Raw genomic sequence first — 21,881 nt, 5'->3', positions numbered from 1 at the left:
TTCCCGGGCGTAGGGTGGAGCCCGTGAGTGCTGCACCGGAAGGGCGGAAGTTGTTGCGGCTTGAGGTGCGCAACAGCGAGACCCCGATCGAGAAGAAGCCGTCGTGGATCAAGACCCGGGTGCGAATGGGTCCCGAATTCACTGAACTCAAAGGCCTGGTGCGCCGCGAAGGCCTGCACACCGTCTGCGAGGAAGCGGGCTGTCCCAACATCTACGAATGCTGGGAGGACCGGGAAGCCACCTTCCTGATCGGCGGCGACCAATGCACCCGCCGATGCGATTTCTGCCAGATCGACACCGGCAAACCCGCTGAGCTGGACCGCACCGAGCCGCGGAAGGTCGCCGAATCGGTGCAGGCCATGGGCTTGCGGTACTCGACGATCACCGGCGTCGCCCGCGACGACCTCGCCGACGGCGGAGCCTGGCTCTACGCCGAGACCGTCCGCCAGATCCACTCCTTGAACCCGGGCACCGGCGTCGAGCTGCTGATCCCGGACTTCAACGCCGAACCCGACCAGCTGGCCGAGGTGTTCGGATCACGCCCCGAGGTGCTGGCCCACAACGTCGAGACCGTGCCGCGGATCTTCAAGCGCATCCGCCCCGGCTTCCGCTACGCCCGCTCGCTGGACGTGATCACCCAGGCCCGCGAGGCCGGTCTGGTCACGAAGTCCAACCTGATCCTCGGCATGGGCGAAACCCCGGACGAGGTCTCCACCGCGCTGCAGGACCTCTTCGACGCGGGCTGCGAGATCATCACGATCACCCAGTACCTGCGCCCCTCGCCGCGGCACCACCCGGTCGACCGGTGGGTCAAGCCGGAGGAGTTCGTCGAGCACTCGAAGACCGCCGAACAGATCGGTTTCCCCGGCGTCATGGCCGGTCCGCTGGTCCGCTCGTCCTACCGCGCCGGGCGGCTCTACGCCCAGACCAAGGCCCACCGGGGCGAGGAACTGCCGGAGAACCTGGCCCACCTCGCCGCCGAAGGCCCCGCAGCGCAGGAAGCCAGCAGCCTGCTCGCCCGCTGACCCTCGTCGAACGAAGGGCCCCGGTTACGCACCGGGGCCCTTAGTCGTCCCCTAGTTCCCTCGAACGTGCCCCCTGATTCCCAAGAATCAGTAAAGTGATGGTGTGGCTTTAGTAACGGACCTCCTCGACTGGTTGCAAGCACTCCCCCAACCGGGTCTCGTCGCGGCAGCCGGCGGGCTCGTGTTCGCCGAGTGCACGATCGGCCTGGGCTTCATCGCCCCCGGCGAATCGGGCCTGCTGATCGCGGCGACCACGGCGACGTCCGTGTCCCGATTCCTGACCCTGTGGGCGGTGGTCACCGTGTGCGCCGCACTGGGCGATTCGGTCGGCTACGTCCTCGGCCGCAAGTTCGGGCCGCGCTTGCGGGAGACGAAACTCATCCGCAAATACGGCCTGGACGCCTGGGACCGGGCCACCGGCGTCCTGGAACGCCGGGGCGCGTGGGCGGTGTTCTTCGCGCGATTCCTGCCCGTGCTGCGCACCCTGACGCCAGCCGCCGCGGGCGCGTCGAACCTGCCGTTCCGCAAATTCCTCCCCGCGACCGCCGCCGGCGCGTTCTGCTGGTCCCTCGTGCACATCAGCCTCGGCGCCGCGCTGGGCGAGGCCGCGAAGCAGGTCGAGAGCGCGATGAACACCGGATTCCTCATCGTCGCCGCGGTAGTGGTCGGGGTGCTGGTGTTTTTCTTGCTGCGCTTGAAGAAACGCAAGGCACTCGGCGCGTCCGGGCCCGCCGACGAACAGCCGGAAGAACCGGTCCGCACCGGCAACTGACGACGCCCGGCCGCCAGCGGGCGAAGCGGCGAACCTCACCCCGCCCCGGGCGGAAGTCACCCGTCCGGGAACCCTTCCGCTGATTAGATTCGACCGTATGCAGGCACTAGACCTCCCGAAGCCGGTCGCGTTCGTCCTCGGCGGGGGCGGCAGCCTCGGCGCGCTGCAGGTGGGCATGCTGCAGGCCCTGGACGAGGCCGGGATCGCCCCGGATCTGGCGGTCGGCACGTCCGTCGGCTCGCTGAACGCCGCGGTGCTCGCCCTGCCCGGCGACGACCGGATCGGCAGGCTCCGCGACATCTGGGCGCACATGACCAAGGCCGAGGCGTTCCCGGGCGGCGTGCTCAGCCAGGTCCGGACCCTCCGGCACAGCAAAACCCACCTGTTCCCCAACACCGGCCTCGCCAAAATCGTCGACGACCACCTCGGCGCCGGCCGCCGGTTCGAGGATCTGGCGCTGCCGCTCGGCGTCGTCACCACCGACGTCGACACCGCCGAACCCGTCCTGCTCACCTCCGGCCCGCTGCGGGCGCCCTGCTGGCGAGCTGCGCGATCCCGGGCATCTACCCGCCGGTGCCGCACGAGGACCGGCTCCTGTACGACGGCGGCCTGGTCGCCAACGTCCCGATGCGGCAGGCGCTCAGCATGGGCGCGAAATCGCTGGTCGTCCTCGACTGCGCGTTTCCCGGCAAAATGCCCGGCGCGCCCCGGACCTTCGCCGAGGTGATGATGTTCACCGCGATGATCAGCATGCGCAATCAGGCAGTCCTCGAAGCGCCCGCGGCCGCCCGAAAAGTGCCCGTCGTCTACCTTCCGGGCCCGGCTCCGGTGCAAGTGAGCCCGCTCGATTTCTCCCGCACCGACGACCTGGCGCTGCAGGCCTACCACTCCGCCCGGGACCACCTGAAGGAACTCGCCGTGGACGGCCCCGGCCTGTACGGAGCGCCAGGACTGCTGCGCCCCTGATCAGCCGAAATCGCGGACGTGATCCGCATCACTCCAATGCACCGATGCGCCGGTCGGGGCGTCTTTCCGATCGCGTAGTTTTGCAGTTGAACCTTGCCGGTCCGCGACCCTCACAAAAGAGACATAATGTTCCCGAAGAAGACATTTTTACCGGTTGCCGGAATTCTCGCGGCGACCCTGCTGCTTTCCGCTTGTTCCTCCGGGAACGACGGCAGCGACGCAGGCACGCCCGGTTCGCCGGGCGGGTCGAGCCAGACCGCGACGCCGGCGACGGTGTCGATCGAACCGGCCAACGCGTCCGGGATCAGCCCGAGCACGCCGATCGTCGTGAAGGCGGCGAACGGGAAGCTCACGGACGTCACGGTCACCAGCGCCAAGGGCAAAGCCGTCGCGGGCGAGTTCGCGCCGGACAAGCTCAGCTGGACGACGACCGAGGTGCTCGGCTACGGCGGCACCTACCAGGTGAAGGCGCATGCCCAAGGCGCGGACGGGAAATCCGTCGAACAGCAGGGCCAGGTCACCACCCTGTCGCCGAAGAAGCAGGCGAACGCGAACCTGATCCCGGCACCGGGCGCGGTGAAAAGCTCGGGCGTCGGCGTGGGCCAGCCGATCGTGTTCAGCTTCGGCGTCGCGGTGAAGAACAAGGCGGCGGTGGAGAAGGCGCTCACGGTCGAGTCGTCGCCGAAGCAAGAGGGCAGCTGGTACTGGATGGACGACAAGAACGTCCACTACCGGCCGAAGGAATACTGGAAGCCCGGCACCACGCTCACGGTCAACGCGAAGATTTACGGCGTCGATTTCGGAAATGGCGTCTACGGAGCGGACGATCGCACCGAAACGTACAAGGTGCACGATTCGTGGATCGCGAAGGCCGACGGCAACAGCGAGCAGATGCAGATCTTCCACAACGGTTCGATGGTGAAATCGATGCCGATCTCGATGGGCAAGGACGCGACGCCCACCCACCTCGGCCCGCACGTCATCTCGGACAAGCAGGCGAACTACACGATGGACTCCTGCACGTACGGCGTCTGCCCGCCGGACCCGAAGGCGTACCGCTCGAACGAGAAGTTCTCCGAACGCATCTCGAACGACGGAGAGTTCGTCCACGAAAACCCGAACAGCGTCGGCCAGCAAGGCAGCTCGAACGTCTCGCACGGCTGCATCAACCTGAACGCCGCGAACGCCGAGTGGTTCTTCAACAACTTCGGCCTAGGAGACGTCGTAGAGGTCACCAACTCGGGCGGCCCGCAACTCCCGGTATGGGACCTGTACGGCGACTGGTCCAAGTCCTGGCCCGACTGGCAGAAGGGCTCGGCCCTGAAGTAAGCCAGTCCCCAGGCTGGCATCGGTATCGGGACCGGGTTCGGTTCGGCAAACGGTTCGACCGGAGAAGGGTGCCGGAGCTTCACGCTCCGGCACCCTTTTTGCTGCCTGGGAACGGAATCGCCGCGGATCCGGGGCAGGGTTGAGTCGCCAGGGCGGGTCGCCGCGCTGAGTCGCTATTCGGGCCGCCGTGCTAGTTCTCGCGCCGCATCGCCGCGCCGAGTTGCCGAGCCAGGTCGCCGCAGAGGGGTGCCGCGCTCGGTTACCGGGCCGAGGTTGCCGAGCCGGATCGCCGCGCTCGATTGCCACGCCGGCCCGGGTCGCTGGGCCCGGGTCGCCATGAGGATCGCCGCGCTTGGTCGCCGGGCCGGGTCGCCGAGCTAGGTCGCCGCGGGGATTGCCGGTCTCCGTTGCCGAGCCGGGTTGCCGAGTCATTGCAAGCTGGGTTGCCGCGCTGAGTCGCGACGTGGGGTCACCACGTTGGCTGCCGCGCCGAGTCGCCGGGTTGAGTTGCCGCGCCCCGGTCGTCGTACTGGGCTGTTGGGACGGTCATCGAGCTAGGTCGCGGCTCGTGTTGCCGCGCCGGGTTATCGGCTCCGACGTCGCGCCGGGGCGGGTCGGATCGCCGTGCGGGGTTGCGAGCCCACGTACAGAGCTAGGCTGAGTCGCCGTGCCAGTCCCCCGGGGTGCCCGGGCTGGGTTGCTGCCCCGGGTAGGTGAGGCAGGTTGCCAGACCGAGTTGTCATCGGATCGGGCGATGGGGTCAGGGATGACCCGAGCGACTGTTCGCTGCGGCCGGCGATGCTGGCTGTGTTTCTTCGCAGCGAGTCTTCTCGCTGTCTTCGTGTCTCCACTCGCTGTGTGCTGCAGACGGTTCAGGAGTCGGTGCCGGTTAAGGCGTTACCCCGCGGCTGCCGCTGCATCGCTCACAGCGCCTTCGCATCCCTCATGCAAAAGGCCCGGAACCCCGACAAAGGGGCTCCGGGCCTGGAAATGAGTCTGAGCCCCGGGAGAACCAGCGGGTTCTCAGACCGGGGCCCAGACTTTCCATGTTGAGTTCGGCGGTGTCCTACTCTCCCACAACCCTTCGGTTGCAGTACCATCGGCGCAGTCAGGCTTAGCTTCCGGGTTCGGAATGGGACCGGGCGTTTCCCTGACGCTAAAACCACCGAAACACTCCGAAACAACACACACCCCGTCACTTGTCGTGACAGCCGGTGTGGTGTTTCAGAACCGTAGAGTGGATGCGTAACATCTTCGTGGGCAAGTCCTCGGCCTATTAGTACCAGTCAACTCGACAACACATTACTGTGCTTCCATTTCTGGCCTATCAACCCAATCGTCTCTTGGGGGCCTTAACCCACAAAGGGGTGGGATACCTCATCTTGGAACAGGCTTCCCGCTTAGATGCCTTCAGCGGTTATCCCTTCCGAACATAGCCAACCAGCCATGCCACTGGCGTGACAACTGGCACACCAGAGGTCCGTCCGTCCCGGTCCTCTCGTACTAGGGACAGCCTTCCTCAAGTATCCTGCGCGCGCGGCGGATAGGGACCGAACTGTCTCACGACGTTCTAAACCCAGCTCGCGTGCCGCTTTAATGGGCGAACAGCCCAACCCTTGGGACCTACTCCGGCCCCAGGATGCGACGAGCCGACATCGAGGTGCCAAACCATGCCGTCGATATGGACTCTTGGGCAAGATCAGCCTGTTATCCCCGGGGTACCTTTTATCCGTTGAGCGACACCCCTTCCACCAGGAGGTGCCGGATCACTAGTCCCGACTTTCGTCCCTGCTCGACATGTCTGTCTCACAGTCAAGCTCCCTTGTGCACTTGCACTCGACACCTGATTGCCAACCAGGCTGAGGGAACCTTTGGGCGCCTCCGTTACCCTTTAGGAGGCAACCGCCCCAGTTAAACTACCCATCAGGCACTGTCCCTGAACCAGATCATGGTCCGAGGTTCAGATTCCCAATCCGACCAGAGTGGTATTTCAACAACGACTCCACCCGAACTAGCGTCCGAGCTTCACAGTCTCCCACCTATCCTACACAAGCCGAACCGAAAACCAATACCAAACTATAGTAAAGGTCCCGGGGTCTTTCCGTCCTGCCGCGCGTAACGAGCATCTTTACTCGTAATGCAATTTCGCCGGGCCTGTGGTCGAGACAGCCGGAAAGTCGTTACGCCATTCGTGCAGGTCGGAACTTACCCGACAAGGAATTTCGCTACCTTAGGATGGTTATAGTTACCACCGCCGTTTACTGGCGCTTAAATTCTCAGCTTCACCCACAAAGTGAGTTAACCGGTCCTCTTAACGTTCCAGCACCGGGCAGGCGTCAGTCCATATACATCGTCTTGCGACTTCGCATGGACCTGTGTTTTTAGTAAACAGTCGCTTTCCGCTGGTCTCTGCGGCCAACCACCGCTCCACTTGCGTGAAGCTTCACGGTGCTTGGCCCCCCTTCTCCCGAAGTTACGGGGGCATTTTGCCGAGTTCCTTAACCACAGTTCACCCGATCGCCTTGGTATTCTCTACCTGACCACCTGTGTTGGTTTGGGGTACGGGCCGTGCATGCACTCACTAGAGGCTTTTCTCGACAGCATAGGATCACCCGCTTCGCCTCAAACGGCTACGCATCACGTCTCAGCCTACGTGGAACACGGATTTGCCTATGTTCCGGCCTACGCGCTTGCACCAGGACAACCATCGCCTGGCGGAGCTACCTTCCTGCGTCACCCCATCGCTTGACTACTACGGAATCAGGTCCCACGCTCCACACACCCGATCCGCCCGAAGGCTTCACGAGTGGCTTCGGGTGGTTAGTGTCAACCGCCTCGCCATGGGCGCACATGCTCGGGTACGGGAATATCAACCCGTTGTCCATCGACTACGCCTGTCGGCCTCGCCTTAGGTCCCGACTTACCCTGGGCGGATTAGCCTGGCCCAGGAACCCTTGGTCATCCGGCGGCAGAGTTTCTCACTCTGCATTCGCTACTCATGCCTGCATTCTCACTCCCGCACCCTCCACGACTCGCTTCCGCGGCCGCTTCCCTGGATGCAGGACGCTCCCCTACCCATCCATGCGACTGGATGACCCCCGAAGGAATCACCGATCTATTGCATGAATGACACAGCTTCGGCGGTGTGCTTAAGCCCCGCTACATTGTCGGCGCAGGACCACTTGACCAGTGAGCTATTACGCACTCTTTCAAGGGTGGCTGCTTCTAAGCCAACCTCCTGGTTGTCTGGGCAATCCCACATCCTTTCCCACTGAGCACACACTTAGGGGCCTTAGCTGGTGTTCTGGGCTGTTTCCCTCTCGACGACGAAGCTTATCCCCCGCCGTCTCACTGCCGCGCTCTCACTAACCGGTATTCGGAGTTTGGTTGATTTCGGTAACCCGGTAAGGCCCCTAGACCATCCAGTAGCTCTACCCCCGGCAAGAAACACGCGACGCTGCACCTAAATGCATTTCGGGGAGAACCAGCTATCACGGAGTTTGATTGGCCTTTCACCCCTACCCACAGCTCATCCCCTCAGTTTTCAACCTAAGTGGGTTCGGGCCTCCACGACGTCTTACCGTCGCTTCACCCTGGCCATGGGTAGATCACTCCGCTTCGGGTCTAGACCACGCGACTCAATCGCCCTCTTCAGACTCGCTTTCGCTACGGCTACCCCACCCGGGTTAACCTCGCCACGCAGCACTAACTCGCAGGCTCATTCTTCAAAAGGCACGCCATCACGTCGAAACGCTCTGACGGCTTGTAGGCACACGGTTTCAGGTACTCTTTCACTCCCCTCCCGGGGTACTTTTCATCTTTCCCTCACGGTACTCGTCCGCTATCGGTCTCCAGGAAGTATTTAGGCTTACCGGGTGGTCCCGGCAGATTCACAGCAAATTCCACGAGCTCGCTGCTACTCGGGAACACCGTCACACAACACAAACACAGTTTTCGCGTAAGGGGCTCTCACCCGCTCCGGCCCGCCGTCCCAAGCGGTTCCGCTAACCATGCCGCATCACGCCCAGAGTGTCAGCTCTGAGAAGACAGGTCCCACAACCCCGACCACACAACCCCTGACAGGTATCACATGCAATCGGTTTAGCCTCTTCCGCTTTCGCTCGCCACTACTCACGGAATCACTGTTGTTTTCTCTTCCTGCGGGTACTGAGATGTTTCACTTCCCCGCGTTCCCTCCACGCCGGCTATATATTCACCGGCGGGTAACACCACATCACTGGTGCTGGGTTTCCCCATTCGGAAATCCTCGGATCACAGCTCGGTTGACAGCTCCCCGAGGCATATCGCAGCCTCCCACGTCCTTCATCGGCTCCTGAAGCCAAGACATCCACCATGTGCCCTTAACAACTTGACCACAAAGATGCTCGCATCCACTCTACAGTTCTCAAACACCACACCAGAAACAACGTGTGTTGCCTCAGGACCCAACAGCGTGCTGAGCGAACAACCTGTCCCCCGGACGCCGGCCACGGGTTCCACGACCGCCGAAGCGAGTCAGTACTACCGCGGGCATTGCCCACCGGAACAAGCCTTAACCAGTAGTTCCACAATTCCTTGAGCAACCCGAACAGGCCTGCATTCGAGGCCTAAGCACGGGCCACTCCCGGCCGTGGCCAGGATGTGTTGTGCTCCTTAGAAAGGAGGTGATCCAGCCGCACCTTCCGGTACGGCTACCTTGTTACGACTTCGTCCCAATCGCCAGTCCCACCTTCGACCACTCCCTCCCTTGCGGGTTGGGCCATGGGCTTCGGGTGTTACCGACTTTCATGACGTGACGGGCGGTGTGTACAAGGCCCGGGAACGTATTCACCGCAGCGTTGCTGATCTGCGATTACTAGCGACTCCGACTTCACGCAGTCGAGTTGCAGACTGCGATCCGAACTGAGACCGGCTTTAAGGGATTCGCTCCACCTCGCGGTATCGCAGCCCTCTGTACCAGCCATTGTAGCATGTGTGAAGCCCTGGACATAAGGGGCATGATGACTTGACGTCATCCCCACCTTCCTCCGAGTTGACCCCGGCAGTCTCCCACGAGTCCCCGCCATGACGCGCTGGCAACGTAGGATAAGGGTTGCGCTCGTTGCGGGACTTAACCCAACATCTCACGACACGAGCTGACGACAGCCATGCACCACCTGTACACCAACCACAAGGGAAGCCCCATCTCTGGGGATGTCTGGCGCATGTCAAGCCCAGGTAAGGTTCTTCGCGTTGCATCGAATTAATCCACATGCTCCGCCGCTTGTGCGGGCCCCCGTCAATTCCTTTGAGTTTTAGCCTTGCGGCCGTACTCCCCAGGCGGGGCGCTTAATGCGTTAGCTACGGCACGGACAACGTGGAATGTCGCCCACACCTAGCGCCCAACGTTTACAGCGTGGACTACCAGGGTATCTAATCCTGTTCGCTCCCCACGCTTTCGCTCCTCAGCGTCAGTATCGGCCCAGAGACCCGCCTTCGCCACCGGTGTTCCTCCTGATATCTGCGCATTTCACCGCTACACCAGGAATTCCAGTCTCCCCTGCCGAACTCAAGTCTGCCCGTATCGACCGCACGCTCCACGTTAAGCGTGGAGATTTCACGGCCGACGCGACAAACCGCCTACGAGCTCTTTACGCCCAATAATTCCGGACAACGCTCGCACCCTACGTATTACCGCGGCTGCTGGCACGTAGTTAGCCGGTGCTTCTTATCCAGGTACCGTCACTCTCGCTTCGTCCCTGGCGAAAGAGGTTTACAACCCGAAGGCCGTCATCCCTCACGCGGCGTCGCTGCATCAGGCTTGCGCCCATTGTGCAATATTCCCCACTGCTGCCTCCCGTAGGAGTCTGGGCCGTGTCTCAGTCCCAGTGTGGCCGGTCACCCTCTCAGGCCGGCTACCCGTCGTCGCCTTGGTAGGCCATTACCCCACCAACAAGCTGATAGGCCGCGGGTTCATCCTGCACCGCCAGAACTTTCAACCACCCCTCCATGCGCAAGAGTAGTGATATCCGGTATTAGACCCCGTTTCCAAGGCTTATCCCAGAGTGCAGGGCAGATTACCCACGTGTTACTCACCCGTTCGCCACTCATCCCCGGCCGAAACCGGTTCAGCGTTCGACTTGCATGTGTTAAGCACGCCGCCAGCGTTCGTCCTGAGCCAGGATCAAACTCTCCAACAATGTCTTCAAGTTCGATCGAGACTACTCTCAATCAATCATTCTCAAAGGAAACCCCGACGAGGGGGTTTCATATATAAGCTCTACTGGCTTAGTTCACTAGCACACTGTTGAGTTCTCAAGCAACACACCCCGAACCAGCCCCGGAATCACCCAGGCCAAGCTCGATGCGTTATTTCAAGCTTTTGTTTTTCCGGAGTCCAACTCTACACCCTGGGAAGCTCGAGGCTTCGTCGGGGGCTGGTTCAGCTCCGGAGGTTTGGGACCACCCACTCTACCACTACTGTGGGAGCTTGGTTCGTGTTCCCGGCGGCCGCCCGGTCTCCCTGGCGACGAAGAGAACATTACACGGCCCGGAACAGCCCCCGAACAGGGGGTCCCTTTTTCGCGCCAAGCCGCTGACCTGCGTCGATCCGACGAGCCGGCGACCGCCCGGCGGTCAGCCCGGCTCGCGCTCCCCGTGCGTCGCGATCACCGTGACCGCGACGAGCACCGCCGCGAGGACCGCCGTCACGTGGATCGGGGCCGGGCCGAAGGACGCCGCCAGCACGAGGACCGCGGCGGCGGGGAAGCCGATCGCGATCGGGCGGCATTCGTTCGTCGGGCCGATGTGCAGCAGCCACACGCTGAGCATGAACACCGCGACCGGGATCGTCACGGCCAGCGCGGTCGCGATTCCGCCGACGTGCGCCTTCCCGCTGTCGAAGTCGACCGCCAGTTCCAGCCCGGCACCCACCGCCGCGGCCGAGCCGAAGATCAGATAGTGCCCGTATCCCCAGCTCAACGAGGTCCACCGCGAGTTGCCGCGTTCGAGCCGGGCGTGCCCGGGCTGGTCGAAGTACAGCCACCACATCGAGAACACCAGGACCAGGCCCGCGGCGGCCAGCGACACCAGATCACCGGTGTGCTCGCCCTCCGCGATGCCCTCCTTCACCGCGTTCGTGGCGCTGAGGACGGTTTCGCCGAGCACGATCAGTGTGAAGAGCCCGTACCGCTCGGCGATGTGGTGCGAATGCCACGGCGTGGTGTCGCGCGCCTCCGCCATCACCGGCACCGCGAGTTCCAGGACCAGGATGACGAAGAAGCCGACGAACCCCGCGGTCTCCGGAAGCGCGAGCCGGGCGATCCACAGGATCTGGCAGAACGTGACGCCTGCCGCGTAGCGGTACGCCGTCGTGCGCAGTTCGGGTGACTGCCTGGCCGCGCGGATCCACTGCGCGACCGCCGCGAGCCGCATCAGGACGTATCCGATGACCACGATCGTGAAGTCGCCCTCGAAGGCTTTGTCCACTCCGGCCGCGACGGTCAGGCCGCCGGCGATCTGGACCAGGGTGGCGAGCCGGTACGGCACGTCGTCGGTGTCGAACGCCGACGCGAACCAGCTGAAGTTCAGCCAGCCCCACCAGATCGCGAAGAACACCATCGCGAAGCTGAGCACCCCGTGCCCGATGTGGCCTTCGGAAAGCGCGTGGTGCAGCTGCGCGGCGGCCTGTCCGACAGCGACCACGAAACACAGGTCGAACAGCAGCTCCAGCGGCGTCGACGCGCGGTGTCCCTCGTTGGTGTCGCGTGCTCGCATCGGCCGGTACCACACCCGGATCCGGCTGCCCGGCAAGGACTCGTGGGCCATGTGCGCTCCCCTCTTCGCAGAACGCGGCCATCCCAACATGATCGACCGCCGTACGCGAGCGCGACATCCCGACCAGCCGGAACGGGTGAAACCGGACGCCTCAGCGCAGCCGGACCGCCAGTTCGAAGACCGGGTCCTCCGGGCTGGCCGCGCCGGGGTCGCGCAGGAAGATCTGGCTCGGCTTCCAGTCCGCCTGCGCATCGTGGTCGGCCAGCCATCGGTGCAGAGACTCGGCACCGAGCGCGGTCATCATGTTCGCCTTCGGCACGGTGACGTATGCCTCGCGACCCGCCTCGTCGGTGCTGAGCGTCATCTCCGGGAAAGCGATTTCCCCGCCTTCCGGGTCGATCGGGCAGCAGAATTCGACCAGGCCGTCGCTGTCATTGCTGATTTCGCCGTGATAGCGGAGGAACGGGCGACCGGCCTCGCCTTCCGGGCGCGGGACCGAGGGGCCGCCGAAGAACGCGAACAGCGGGGCGGCGAACTCGCCGATCCGGTCGGCGGTCAGGTGCTCGGAGGCGGTGAGCAGCGTGCGGGCGGGCATTTCGCGGACGGACACGTCGTACATCGGGGTTTCCTTCCCTTCCAGCTGGTCGAGGAAGAACCCGGCGAGTTCCCGCTTCGCGTGCCACGCCCGCTCCTGCTCGTCCCAGAACGCGCGGACCTCGGCCGCCGCGGCGTCCGGCGGCAGGTCGAGGACGGTCCGGATCCGCGGCAGCGGCATCCCGAGCCCGCGCAGCTGGACGACGTGCCGGGCGCGGCCGAGCTGATCCGGCGAGTACCAGCGGTAGCCGGTGTCCGGGTCGACGCGGGCGGGCGGGAGCAGGTTCGTCTCGTCGTACAGCCGCAGCGCTTTGGGCGAAAGGCGGGCCAGGCGCGCGAACGCGCCGATGGTCAGCAGGTCCGTCATGGGTTCTCCCTCGTTCGGAACACCCTGAGCGTGGGGCCGGACCCAAGGGGAAGGTCAAGAACGGCATTTCCGACGTGACCGGAGCCGCGCGAACCCGAGGGGAAGGCCGGGCGGGTGCGTGGTCCGGAACGCGCCGAGCCGGGAAGAGAAAGACGGGCGGGCCCGGTTCCCCCTCGCCCGGGCCCGCCCCGTTGCCTTCGCGCGCACTCGGCCTGCCACTCCGGGCAGTGCCCCGGCGATTCGCCGTACGGTCCCCCGCGGACGCCGACGAATTTCGTACCGGGATGCGACTGCGGGTGTCCATTCCCCGGAACTTCGGACTCCCGAGCCGTTCGGCCGATCGACCCATCCCCGGTCGATCGAGCGAATTGCCACTGTAGGTAGCCAAAGTGGCGTTCTGAAGGCTCCATAAGGTCTACTCGGTTGCTCTGAGTAGCACTAGAGCCAAAGGTCACCTGTCACCCGGATGGAGTATCACCTGGTGGCGGTAAGTAGCTCACTGAACGGCGAACATAAGAGTTGCCAGGTCACGTTCGGTGAATATTCGCTGCGGACTGCGCCGCTTGCGCGTCCTCCGTCAGGGTGGCACGCCGTCTGCGGGCCCGCAGCTCCAGGGTCGCGAAAGCGAGCGCGACCAGGGTGAGGCCGGCCGCGCAGCACATCGCCGCGGTGAGCGCGGTCTGGTGCCCGGAGGTCACGACCACCGATTCGAACACCGACGCCAGCACCGCCGTGCCGATCGCGGTGCCGATCCGCTGGCCGGTCTGCAGCGCTCCCCGGCGACGCCGGCCAGCCGGTTCGGCACGCATTCGAGGGTGAGCGTCGTGTTCGGGGAGATCACCATCCCGCCGCCGATGCCGCCGATGAGCAGCGGACCGGCCACCGCGAACCCGGCGGCCGAGGGCGGCACCAGCTGCACGACCACTCCCACGGACAGCAGCGACAGCGCGACGATGCTCAGCCCGGCGACGGTCAGCCTCCGGCCGAACCGGGCCACCAGCCGTCCGGCGACCGCCGCGGTCACGGCCGAACTCAGCGCGAACGGCGTGACCGCCAAGCCCGACTGCAGCGGCGTGTATCCGAGCCCCTGCTGGAAGAAGAGCGCGAACACCAGCCAGATCCCGGCGAACCCGCAGAAGTACAGCGCCCCGACCGCCGCGCCGCTGGCGTAGCCGGGAGTGCCGGTGAAGAGCCGGATGTCCAGCAGCGGCGAGCGGTTCCGGCGCACGACGCGCCGCTCCCACCACACGAAGGCCGCGCCGAAGACGACCGCGACCCCGAACAGCCACCAGAGCCGGCCGAGCCCGCCCCGCTCGGATTGCACGAGCGGCAGCAGCACGCCGAGCACCGCCACGGCCAGCAACACGATCCCGGCGAAGTCGATTTCCGTGCGCAGCCGGAGTTTTCGCCGGTCCGTGCGCGGCAGCAGCTTCATCGCGAGCACGAACGCGACCGCGCCGATCGGCACGTTCACGTAGAACACCCACCGCCAGCCGTCCGGATCCCCGAACACCGCCAGGATCACGCCGCCGAGCACCGGCCCGACCGCGGTGGAGACGCCGACGACCGCGCCGAACATGCCGAACGCCCGGCCGCGCTCGGCACCGCGGAACAGGTCCTGGATCAGGCCGCTGTTCTGCGGCGTCAGCATGCCCGCGGCACAGCCCTGGGCGAGCCGGGCGGCGACCAGCGTCGCCGGGTCGGGGGCCGCGCCGGCGAGCGCGCTCGTCGCGACGAACGCGGCCAGCGCGATCAGGAACATCCGGCGGCGGCCCAGCGCGTCGCCGAGCCTGCCGCCGGTGACCAGCACCAGGCCGAAGGCGAGCGCGTAGCCCGAGACCACCCACTGGATGGTGCCCGCGCCGGTGCTGAGGTCGCGCTGGATCGAGGGCAGAGCCGTGTTGACGATGCTGACGTCCAGCAACGTCATGAAGCCTGCGGCAAGGGTGACCGCGAGCGCCCGCCAGCGGCGGGGTCCGGCTCCGCCCCGGTCATCAGGTGTTGGCGGTGATCCCGGGGATGCCCTTCAGCTCGCCGATGAGCATCGAACTGACCTTCACCGGGTAATCGTAAAGCGCGAAGACCGTCTGGTTCTTGCCGACGAGCTTGAGGTGCACCGGCGTTTCGCCCTTGTGCGCGAGCAGTGTCGACTTCAGCTCGCTGACCACGGACTGGTCGATCTTCTCGGCGGCGGCCAGCAGCACCAGCGGCGGTTCCTCGTCGCCGTTGCCGATCTCGGAGAGGTCCAGCGGCACGAGCCCGCCGCCGAACACCGACATCTTGTCCTCGCGCCAGTTGACCCGGCCCTTCACCAGCACCGCGTTGTCCTCGACCAGGTCCGCGGCGAACATCGAGTACGCCTTGGCGAAGAACAGCACCTCGAGCGACGCGTCCATGTCCTCGACGGTGCAGATCGCCCAGGGCTCGCCCTTCTTGTTGACCCGGCGTTCGAGCGAGGTGAGCAGGCCGGAGATGACGACCTCGCCCTCCTTCGGCGGGTCGGCGAGCAGCGCCGCGATCGGCTTCGGCGCGTGTTTGCGCAGGATGCGCTCGGCCCCGTCGAGCGGGTGCGCCGACACGTACAGGCCCAGCATCTCGCGTTCGTACGCGAGGAGCTGCTTGCGCGGGTACTCCTCCTCGCCGAATTTGAGGTGCGCGAGCGGCGAGGACGACGGGGCCGCCTCGGCCGCGTCGCCGTCTTCGGCTCCGAACGAGCCGAACAGGTCGAACTGGCCCATCGCCTCCTGGCGTTTGAGCGGGACCACGGCTTCCACCGCGTCCTCGTGCACCTGGATCATCGACAGCCGCGTGTGGCCCATCGAATCGAACGCGCCCGCCTTGATCAGCGACTCGATCACCCGCTTGTTGCAGGCCACCAGCTCCGACTTGTCGAGGAAATCGGTGAACGAGGAGTACTTCCCCTTCTCCTCGCGCGTCTTGATGATCGACTCCACCACGTTCGCGCCCACGTTGCGGACCGCGCCCATGCCGAAGCGGATGTCGTTCCCGACGGCCGCGAACCGCAGAGCCGACTCGTTCACGTCCGGCGGCAGCACCTTGATCCCCAGCCGGCGGCACTCCGACAGGTAGATCGCCGACTTGTCCTTGTTGTCACCCACCGACGTGAGCAGCGCGGCCATGTACTCCGCGGTGTAGTTCGCCTTGAGGTAGGCGGTCCAGTACGCGATCAGGCCGTACGCGGCGGCGTGCGACTTGTTGAACGCGTACCCGGCGAACGGGAGAATCGTGTCCCACAGCGCCTTGACCGCTTCCGGCGAGAAGCCGCCCTCGACCAGGGGACTGGACTTCATGCCCTCTTCGAAGCCCTCGTACTCCTTCTCGAGGACTTCCTTCTTCTTCTTGCCCATCGCGCGGCGGAGCGTGTCCGCTCGGCCCATCGTGTAGCCCGCGACCTTCTGGGCGATCTGCATGATCTGCTCTTGGTAGACGATCAGGCCGTAGGTCTCGGACAGGATCTCCCGCAGCGGTTCCTCGAGCTGCGGGTGGATGGGCTTGATCTGCTGCCGGTTGTTCTTGCGGTCGGCGTAGTCGTTGTGCGCGTTCATGCCCATCGGGCCGGGGCGGTACAGCGCGAGCACCGCGATGATGTCCTCGAACCCGGTCGGCAGCATGCGGCGCAGCAGGTCGCGCATCGCGCCGCCGTCGAGCTGGAACACGCCGAGCGTGTCGCCCCGGCCGAGGAGCTTGTACGCCTCGGGGTCGTCGAAGCCGAGGCGGTCGAGGTCGATCTCCTCGCCGCGGTTGGCCTTGATGTTCTCCAGGGCGTCGCCGATGACCGTGAGGTTGCGCAGGCCCAGGAAGTCCATCTTCAGCAGGCCGATGGCCTCGCACGACGGATAGTCCCAGCCGGTGATGATCGAGCCGTCGTCGCGCTGCCACACCGGGATCGCGTCGGTGAGCGGCTCGCTCGACATGATGACCGCGCAGGCGTGCACGCCCGCGTTGCGGATCAGGCCTTCGAGGCCGCGGGCGGTCTCGAAGATCGTCTTGCACTCTTCGTCGGTCTCGACCAGCGTGCGGACCTCGGCGGCCTCGGCGTAGCGCTCGTGCTTCGAGTCGACGATGCCCGACAGCGGGATGTCCTTCGCCATGATCGGCGGCGGCAGCGCCTTCGAGATCCGGTCCGCGATCGAGTAGCCCGGCTGGCCGAAGTGCACGCGGGCGGAGTCCTTGATCGCCGCCTTGGTCTTAATCGTGCCGAAGGTGATCACCTGCGCGACCCGGTCCGCGCCGTACTTGTCGGTGGCGTACCGGATCATCTCGCCGCGGCGGCGGTCGTCGAAGTCGATGTCGATATCGGGCATCGACATGCGCTCCGGGTTCAGGAACCGCTCGAACAGCAGCTTCTGCGGGATCGGGTCGAGGTTCGTGATGCCGAGCGCGTACGCGACGAGCGCGCCCGCCGCGGAACCACGGCCGGGGCCGACCAGGATGCCGACCTCGCGCGCGTGCTGGATGAGGTCGGCGGTGATCAGGAAGTAGGACGGGAAGCCCTTGCCCTCGATGACGCCGAGTTCGTAGTCGCAGCGTTCCTCGTAGCCGTCCGGGATGCCCTCCGGGAACCGCCACTTGAGGCCCTCGGCCACCTGGTGGCGCAGCCACGAAGCGTCGGTGTGGCCTTCGGGGACGTCGAAGACCGGCATCCGGTCCTTGTGCGTGTACACGTCCTCATACGACTCGACCCGCTCCGCGACCAGCAGCGTGTTGTCCGCCGCCCCCGGGACCTCCTTGTCCCAGTACTCCCGCATCTCGTCCGCCGACTTCAGGAAATAACCGTCCCCGTCGAACTTGAACCGCGTCGGATCGTTCAGCGTCTTCCCAGCCTGCACGCACAGCAACGCCGAGTGCGTGTCCGCCTGGTCCTTCGTCACGTAATGCGAATCGTTCGTCGCCAGCGGCGGCAGATCCAGCAGCTTCCCGATCTCCAGCAGACCCTCGCGCACCGACCGCTCGATCGGGAGCCCGTGGTCCATCAGCTCCAGGAAAAATTCCCCGCGCCGAAGATGTCCTTGTAGTCCGAGGCCGCCTGGATCGCCGCCTCCCGCTGCCCCAGCCGCAGGCGGGTCTGCACCTCGCCCGACGGGCAGCCGGTCGTCGCGATGATCCCCTCCGCGTTCTCCGCGATCAGCTCCCGGTCCATCCGCGGCTTCCGGTAATAGCCCTGGATCGACGCCAGCGACGACAGCTTGAACAGATTCCGCAACCCCGTCGCGTTCCCCGCCACCATCGTCATGTGCGTATACGCACCGCCGCCCGAGACGTCGCCGCCCTCGCCGAACTCGTCCGACCCCCGCTGCGACGCCTGCCCCCAGAACACCGGCTTCTTGTGAAACCGCGACTCCGGCGCGATGTACGCCTCGATCCCGATGATCGGCTTGATCCCGTGCTTCTTCGACGTCTGATAAAACTCGTCGCCGCCGTACATGTTCCCGTGATCGGTCATCCCCACCGCGGGCATCCCCAACCGGGCCGCCTCCGCGAAAAGGGGTCCGATCTTCGCCGCACCGTCCAGCATGGAGTACTCGGTGTGGACGTGCAGGTGGACGAAAGAATCGTTCGACACCAGCGAAAACCTCCCCTAGGCAGACGGCTTCCCGGCTCCGGTCGACGCGGCGGGCCCGGGCTGCCCACCCTAGTCCGCCGCGGTCTGAGCGCTCCGCCTGGATCCTCTCTCGCGAAGGGCCGGGGCGCGGCCTCGACGCGCCGGGCGCCGGGGCCGGAGGCGTTCCCGGTGGTGATCACCGGTGCTCTCCTCAGGTACCCGGACACGGTCGCACCCGGCACCGACAAAACCGGGGCCGCCGGGAGCCGGTCCGCCGAGAGTCACCCAGGAGCGTGAACCAGCCCACAGCCGCCGAGCAAGGGGCCGAGGCTTCGCTTGACAGCGGCCGGGCCGGACCCGACGATCCGTCGGGTGAACCTGTCTGACAGCCGGGCAGCCGGACCGCTCCCCCGGCGCGTCAGCGCGATGGAGGCCGTGCTCGGCTACCTGCGGGACGCGATCGAGCGCGGCGAGTACGCGGTCGGCGACCAGCTGCCGTCGGAGGCCGCGCTGAGCCGGGAGTTCGAGGTCAGCCGCTCCGTGGTGCGCGAGGCGCTGCGCGGGCTGCAGGCGCTCGGGCTCACCGTGTCGCGCACCGGGCGGGGCACGTTCGTCACCGCGAGCGGCCCGCCGCAGAACCCTACGTTCGGCGACTACTCGGCCCGCGACCTGGTCGAGGTGCGCAGGCACGTCGAGGTCCCGGTGGCCGGATACGCCGCGCGCCGCCGCGACGCGGACCAGCTCGCCCGGCTCGCCGATCTCGTCGACCGGATGGACGCCGAGACCGGGGACGCCGCGTGGGTGGCGCTCGATTCGCAGTTCCACGTGACGATCGCGCGGGCGTCGGGAAACCCGGTGTTCGCGAAGGTGATCGAGGAGATCCGCGACGCGCTGGCCCGGCAGTCGGCGTTCCTGAACCAGCTCGGCGGACGGCGCGCGCAGTCGAACGTCGAGCACCGGCGCATCGTCACGGCGATCACCGAGCGAGAAGAAGATGCGGCCGCGGCCGCGATGACCGAGCATCTCGATCACGTCGAGAAGACCCTGACCACGATCGTACGGCCGGCCCGCGCCGGCGAAGCAGAAACAGGAACCACCGCGTGACTGAAGAAACCCTGCCCGCGACTGCCGAGGCGGACACCGCCGACGCGGGCGACGCCGGATACCGCAAGGCGCTGAAATCCCGGCACATCAACATGATCGCCATCGGCGGCGCGATCGGCACCGGCCTGTTCCTCGGCGCGGGCGGACGGCTCGCACAGGCCGGCCCGGCGCTCGCGATCGTGTACGCGGTGTGCGGGCTCTTCGCGTTCTTCGTGGTGCGCTCGCTCGGCGAGCTGATCCTGCACCGGCCGTCGTCCGGCGCGTTCGTGTCCTACGCGCGCGAGTTCATGGGCGAGAAGGGCGCGTACGTCGCCGGCTGGATGCACTTCCTCAACTGGTCGACCACCGGCATCGCGGACATCACCGCCATCGCGCTGTACGCGCACTTCTGGTCGTTCTTCACGCCGATCCCGCAGTGGGTGCTGGCGCTGATCGCGCTGGCGGTCGTGCTGTCGCTGAACCTCGTCTCGGTGAAGCTGTTCGGCGAGATGGAGTTCTGGTTCTCGATCATCAAGGTCGCCGCGCTGGTGCTGTTCCTGATCGTCGGCATCTTCCTGCTGGTGACGCAGCATCCGATCGACGGCCACGCACCCGGCCCGCAGCTGATCGCCGATCACGGCGGCGTCTTCCCGGCGGGCATCGTGCCGATGATCCTGATCGTGCAGGGCGTCGTGTTCGCCTACGCCTCGTGCGAGCTGGTCGGCGTCGCGGCGGGCGAAACGGAGAACCCGAAGGCAGTCGTGCCCAAGGCGATCAACTCGATCATGTGGCGGATCGCGCTGTTCTACGTCGGTTCGGTCGTGCTGCTGGCGATGCTGCTGCCGTGGGACGCCTACTCAGCCGACCAGAGCCCGTTCGTGACCGTGCTGGCGAAGCTGGGCGTGCCCTACGCGGACAGCATCATGAACCTGGTCGTGCTGACCGCCGCGCTGTCGAGCCTCAACTCGGGCCTGTACTCGACCGGGCGCATCCTGCGCTCGATGTCGCTGGCCGGGTCCGCGCCGAAGTTCACCGGCGTGATGAACCGCAACCAGGTGCCCTACGGCGGGATCCTGCTCACGTCGTCGGTGTGCGTCGTCGGCGTCGGGCTGAACTACGTGGTGCCGAAGGACGCGTTCGAGATCGTGCTGAACTTCGCCGCCGTCGGCATCCTCGGCACCTGGGCCATCATCGTGCTGAGCCACCTGCTGTTCGTGCGGAAGGCCAAACGCGGCGAGGTGACGCGGCCGCACTTCCGGCTGCCGTTCTCGCCCTACACCGAAATCGCGACGCTCGTGTTCCTCGCCGCGGTCGTCGTGCTGATGGGCTTCGACAAGACCGGCCGGATCACCCTGCTGGCGCTGCCGGTGATCGTCGTCGCGCTGGTCGTCGGCTGGTTCGTGGTGCGCAAGCGGATCGACATGAGCGCGTTCGACAAGGCAGAGGCGTCGTGACCCCGCAGGAACGCGAACCGCGGCACGTCCCCCTGGTCCACCTCCTGCGCGACGGCATGGTCGAGGGCGTCCACCACGGTTCGGTCGTCGTGCTCGCCCCCGACGGTTCGACGCTGTTCGAAGCGGGCGACCCGGACGTCGCGATGTACCCACGTTCGACCGCGAAACCACTACAGGCGACCGCAATGGCCCGCCTCGGGCTGCGCCTGGACCCGGCCGGTTTCGCGATCGCCGCAGCCAGCCACTCCGGCGAACCACGGCATCTGGACGCGGCAGCCACGGTGTTGAGGGCCTACGACTTCACCGAAACCACCCTGGGCAACCCCGCCGACCTGCCGTACGACCCGGTCGAACGAGACGCCTGGATCGCCGATGGACGGCAGCCGTCACGGCTCGCACACAACTGCTCCGGCAAGCACGCCGCGATGCTGGCCGTCTGCCGGGAACAGGGCTGGAACGTCGAGGGCTACCTCGATCCGGCGCATCCGCTACAGCGCGCGATCCGGGAAACCGTCGAGGACCTAACCGGACAACCCGTGCCACGAGTAGCCACGGACGGCTGCGGCGCACCCCTGTTCGCGCTCTCCCTGCGGGGTTTGGCGCGGGCTGCTTCACGGATCGCCACCGCGCCAGACGGTTCGCCGGAAGCGTTGGTGGCCAACGGGATTCGCGCCCGCCCGGACCTGGTAGCGGGGAGCCGCCGCGACGTCACCCGGCTGATGCAGGCGGTACCGGGACTCATCGCGAAAGACGGTTTCGAGGCAGTTCAGCTTGCGGCATTGCCGGATGGAACCGCAGTCGCGTTGAAGATCGCGGATGGCGGCGACCGAGCAAGGCCAGCAGTACTAGCAGCGGCACTGGCACGGGCAGGCGTCGATCCAGAACGACTCGCCCCTTTCCGCGACCCAGCACTTCGGGTAACAGACGCACTAGCCGCCTAATCGAGGCACCCAGCCCCTCCCCCGCACCCCGA

General features: G+C 65.9%; 8 protein-coding genes, 3 rRNA genes and 3 pseudogenes. 7 read left to right on the top strand and 7 right to left on the bottom strand.

Annotated elements, in window-relative coordinates; genetic code table 11:
• The first annotated feature begins 23 nt into the window (after positions 1-23).
• The 4 genes and pseudogenes from lipA to RPX00_RS24305 all read left to right on the top strand — a co-directional run bounded on the left by lipA (position 24) and on the right by RPX00_RS24305 (position 4,092).
• Positions 24-1,025, top strand: coding sequence for a lipoyl synthase (gene lipA, locus RPX00_RS24320; RefSeq protein ID WP_406628733.1), 1,002 nt, complete (start codon positions 24-26; stop codon positions 1,023-1,025).
• Between the two features lie 103 nt (positions 1,026-1,128).
• A complete protein-coding gene (locus tag RPX00_RS24315; RefSeq protein WP_406628732.1) occupies positions 1,129-1,797 on the top strand; it encodes a DedA family protein in 669 nt (222 codons plus the stop codon).
• Between the two features lie 97 nt (positions 1,798-1,894).
• Positions 1,895-2,763, top strand: a pseudogene (locus tag RPX00_RS24310) (patatin-like phospholipase family protein).
• 126 nt (positions 2,764-2,889) lie between these two features.
• Positions 2,890-4,092 carry an Ig-like domain-containing protein gene (locus RPX00_RS24305; protein ID WP_406628731.1) on the top strand — a complete coding sequence of 401 codons (1,203 nt, stop codon included), beginning with the start codon at positions 2,890-2,892 and terminating at the stop codon, positions 4,090-4,092.
• Positions 4,093-5,145: 1,053 nt separating this feature from the next.
• Here the strand turns inward: RPX00_RS24305 and rrf are convergent.
• The 7 genes and pseudogenes from rrf to dnaE all read right to left on the bottom strand — a co-directional run bounded on the left by rrf (position 5,146) and on the right by dnaE (position 18,392).
• Positions 5,146-5,262, bottom strand: a 5S ribosomal RNA gene (gene rrf, locus RPX00_RS24300).
• 86 nt (positions 5,263-5,348) lie between these two features.
• A 23S ribosomal RNA gene (locus RPX00_RS24295) occupies positions 5,349-8,467 on the bottom strand.
• A 282-nt stretch (positions 8,468-8,749) separates the two neighbouring features.
• Positions 8,750-10,271, bottom strand: a 16S ribosomal RNA gene (locus tag RPX00_RS24290).
• The 16S, 23S and 5S rRNA genes sit together here, the layout of an rRNA operon.
• Positions 10,272-10,707: 436 nt before the next feature.
• Complete coding sequence (locus RPX00_RS24285; RefSeq protein ID WP_406628730.1) at positions 10,708-11,898, bottom strand: low temperature requirement protein A; 1,191 nt, start codon at positions 11,896-11,898, stop codon at positions 10,708-10,710.
• 100 nt (positions 11,899-11,998) lie between these two features.
• On the bottom strand, positions 11,999-12,808 hold the full coding sequence (locus tag RPX00_RS24280; protein ID WP_406628729.1) for a MerR family transcriptional regulator: 810 nt from the start codon (positions 12,806-12,808) through the stop codon (positions 11,999-12,001).
• Positions 12,809-13,335: 527 nt separating this feature from the next.
• Positions 13,336-14,783 (bottom strand): annotated as a pseudogene (locus RPX00_RS24275) (MFS transporter); the annotation flags it as partial.
• A 19-nt stretch (positions 14,784-14,802) separates the two neighbouring features.
• A pseudogene (dnaE, locus tag RPX00_RS24270) lies at positions 14,803-18,392 on the bottom strand (DNA polymerase III subunit alpha).
• A 405-nt stretch (positions 18,393-18,797) separates the two neighbouring features.
• Here dnaE and RPX00_RS24265 point away from each other — a divergent pair.
• The 3 genes from RPX00_RS24265 to RPX00_RS24255 are packed head-to-tail and all read left to right on the top strand — an operon-like array spanning position 18,798 to position 21,849.
• Positions 18,798-19,475: a FadR/GntR family transcriptional regulator gene (locus tag RPX00_RS24265; protein ID WP_406643064.1), complete on the top strand. Its 678-nt coding sequence runs from the start codon at positions 18,798-18,800 to the stop codon at positions 19,473-19,475.
• On the top strand, positions 19,472-20,908 hold the full coding sequence (locus RPX00_RS24260) for an amino acid permease (RefSeq protein WP_406628728.1): 1,437 nt from the start codon (positions 19,472-19,474) through the stop codon (positions 20,906-20,908). The genes RPX00_RS24265 and RPX00_RS24260 overlap by 4 nt, the downstream gene beginning before the upstream one ends.
• Entirely contained in the window at positions 20,905-21,849 is a 945-nt protein-coding gene (locus RPX00_RS24255) for an asparaginase (RefSeq protein ID WP_406628727.1), read from the top strand. The genes RPX00_RS24260 and RPX00_RS24255 overlap by 4 nt, the downstream gene beginning before the upstream one ends.
• Positions 21,850-21,881: the final 32 nt, after the last annotated feature.

The sequence above is a fragment of the Amycolatopsis sp. WGS_07 genome (assembly GCF_045278895.1).
In the GTDB taxonomy this organism is placed as follows: Bacteria; Actinomycetota; Actinomycetes; order Mycobacteriales; family Pseudonocardiaceae; genus Amycolatopsis.
This window is presented reverse-complemented; position numbering and strand designations above follow the sequence as displayed.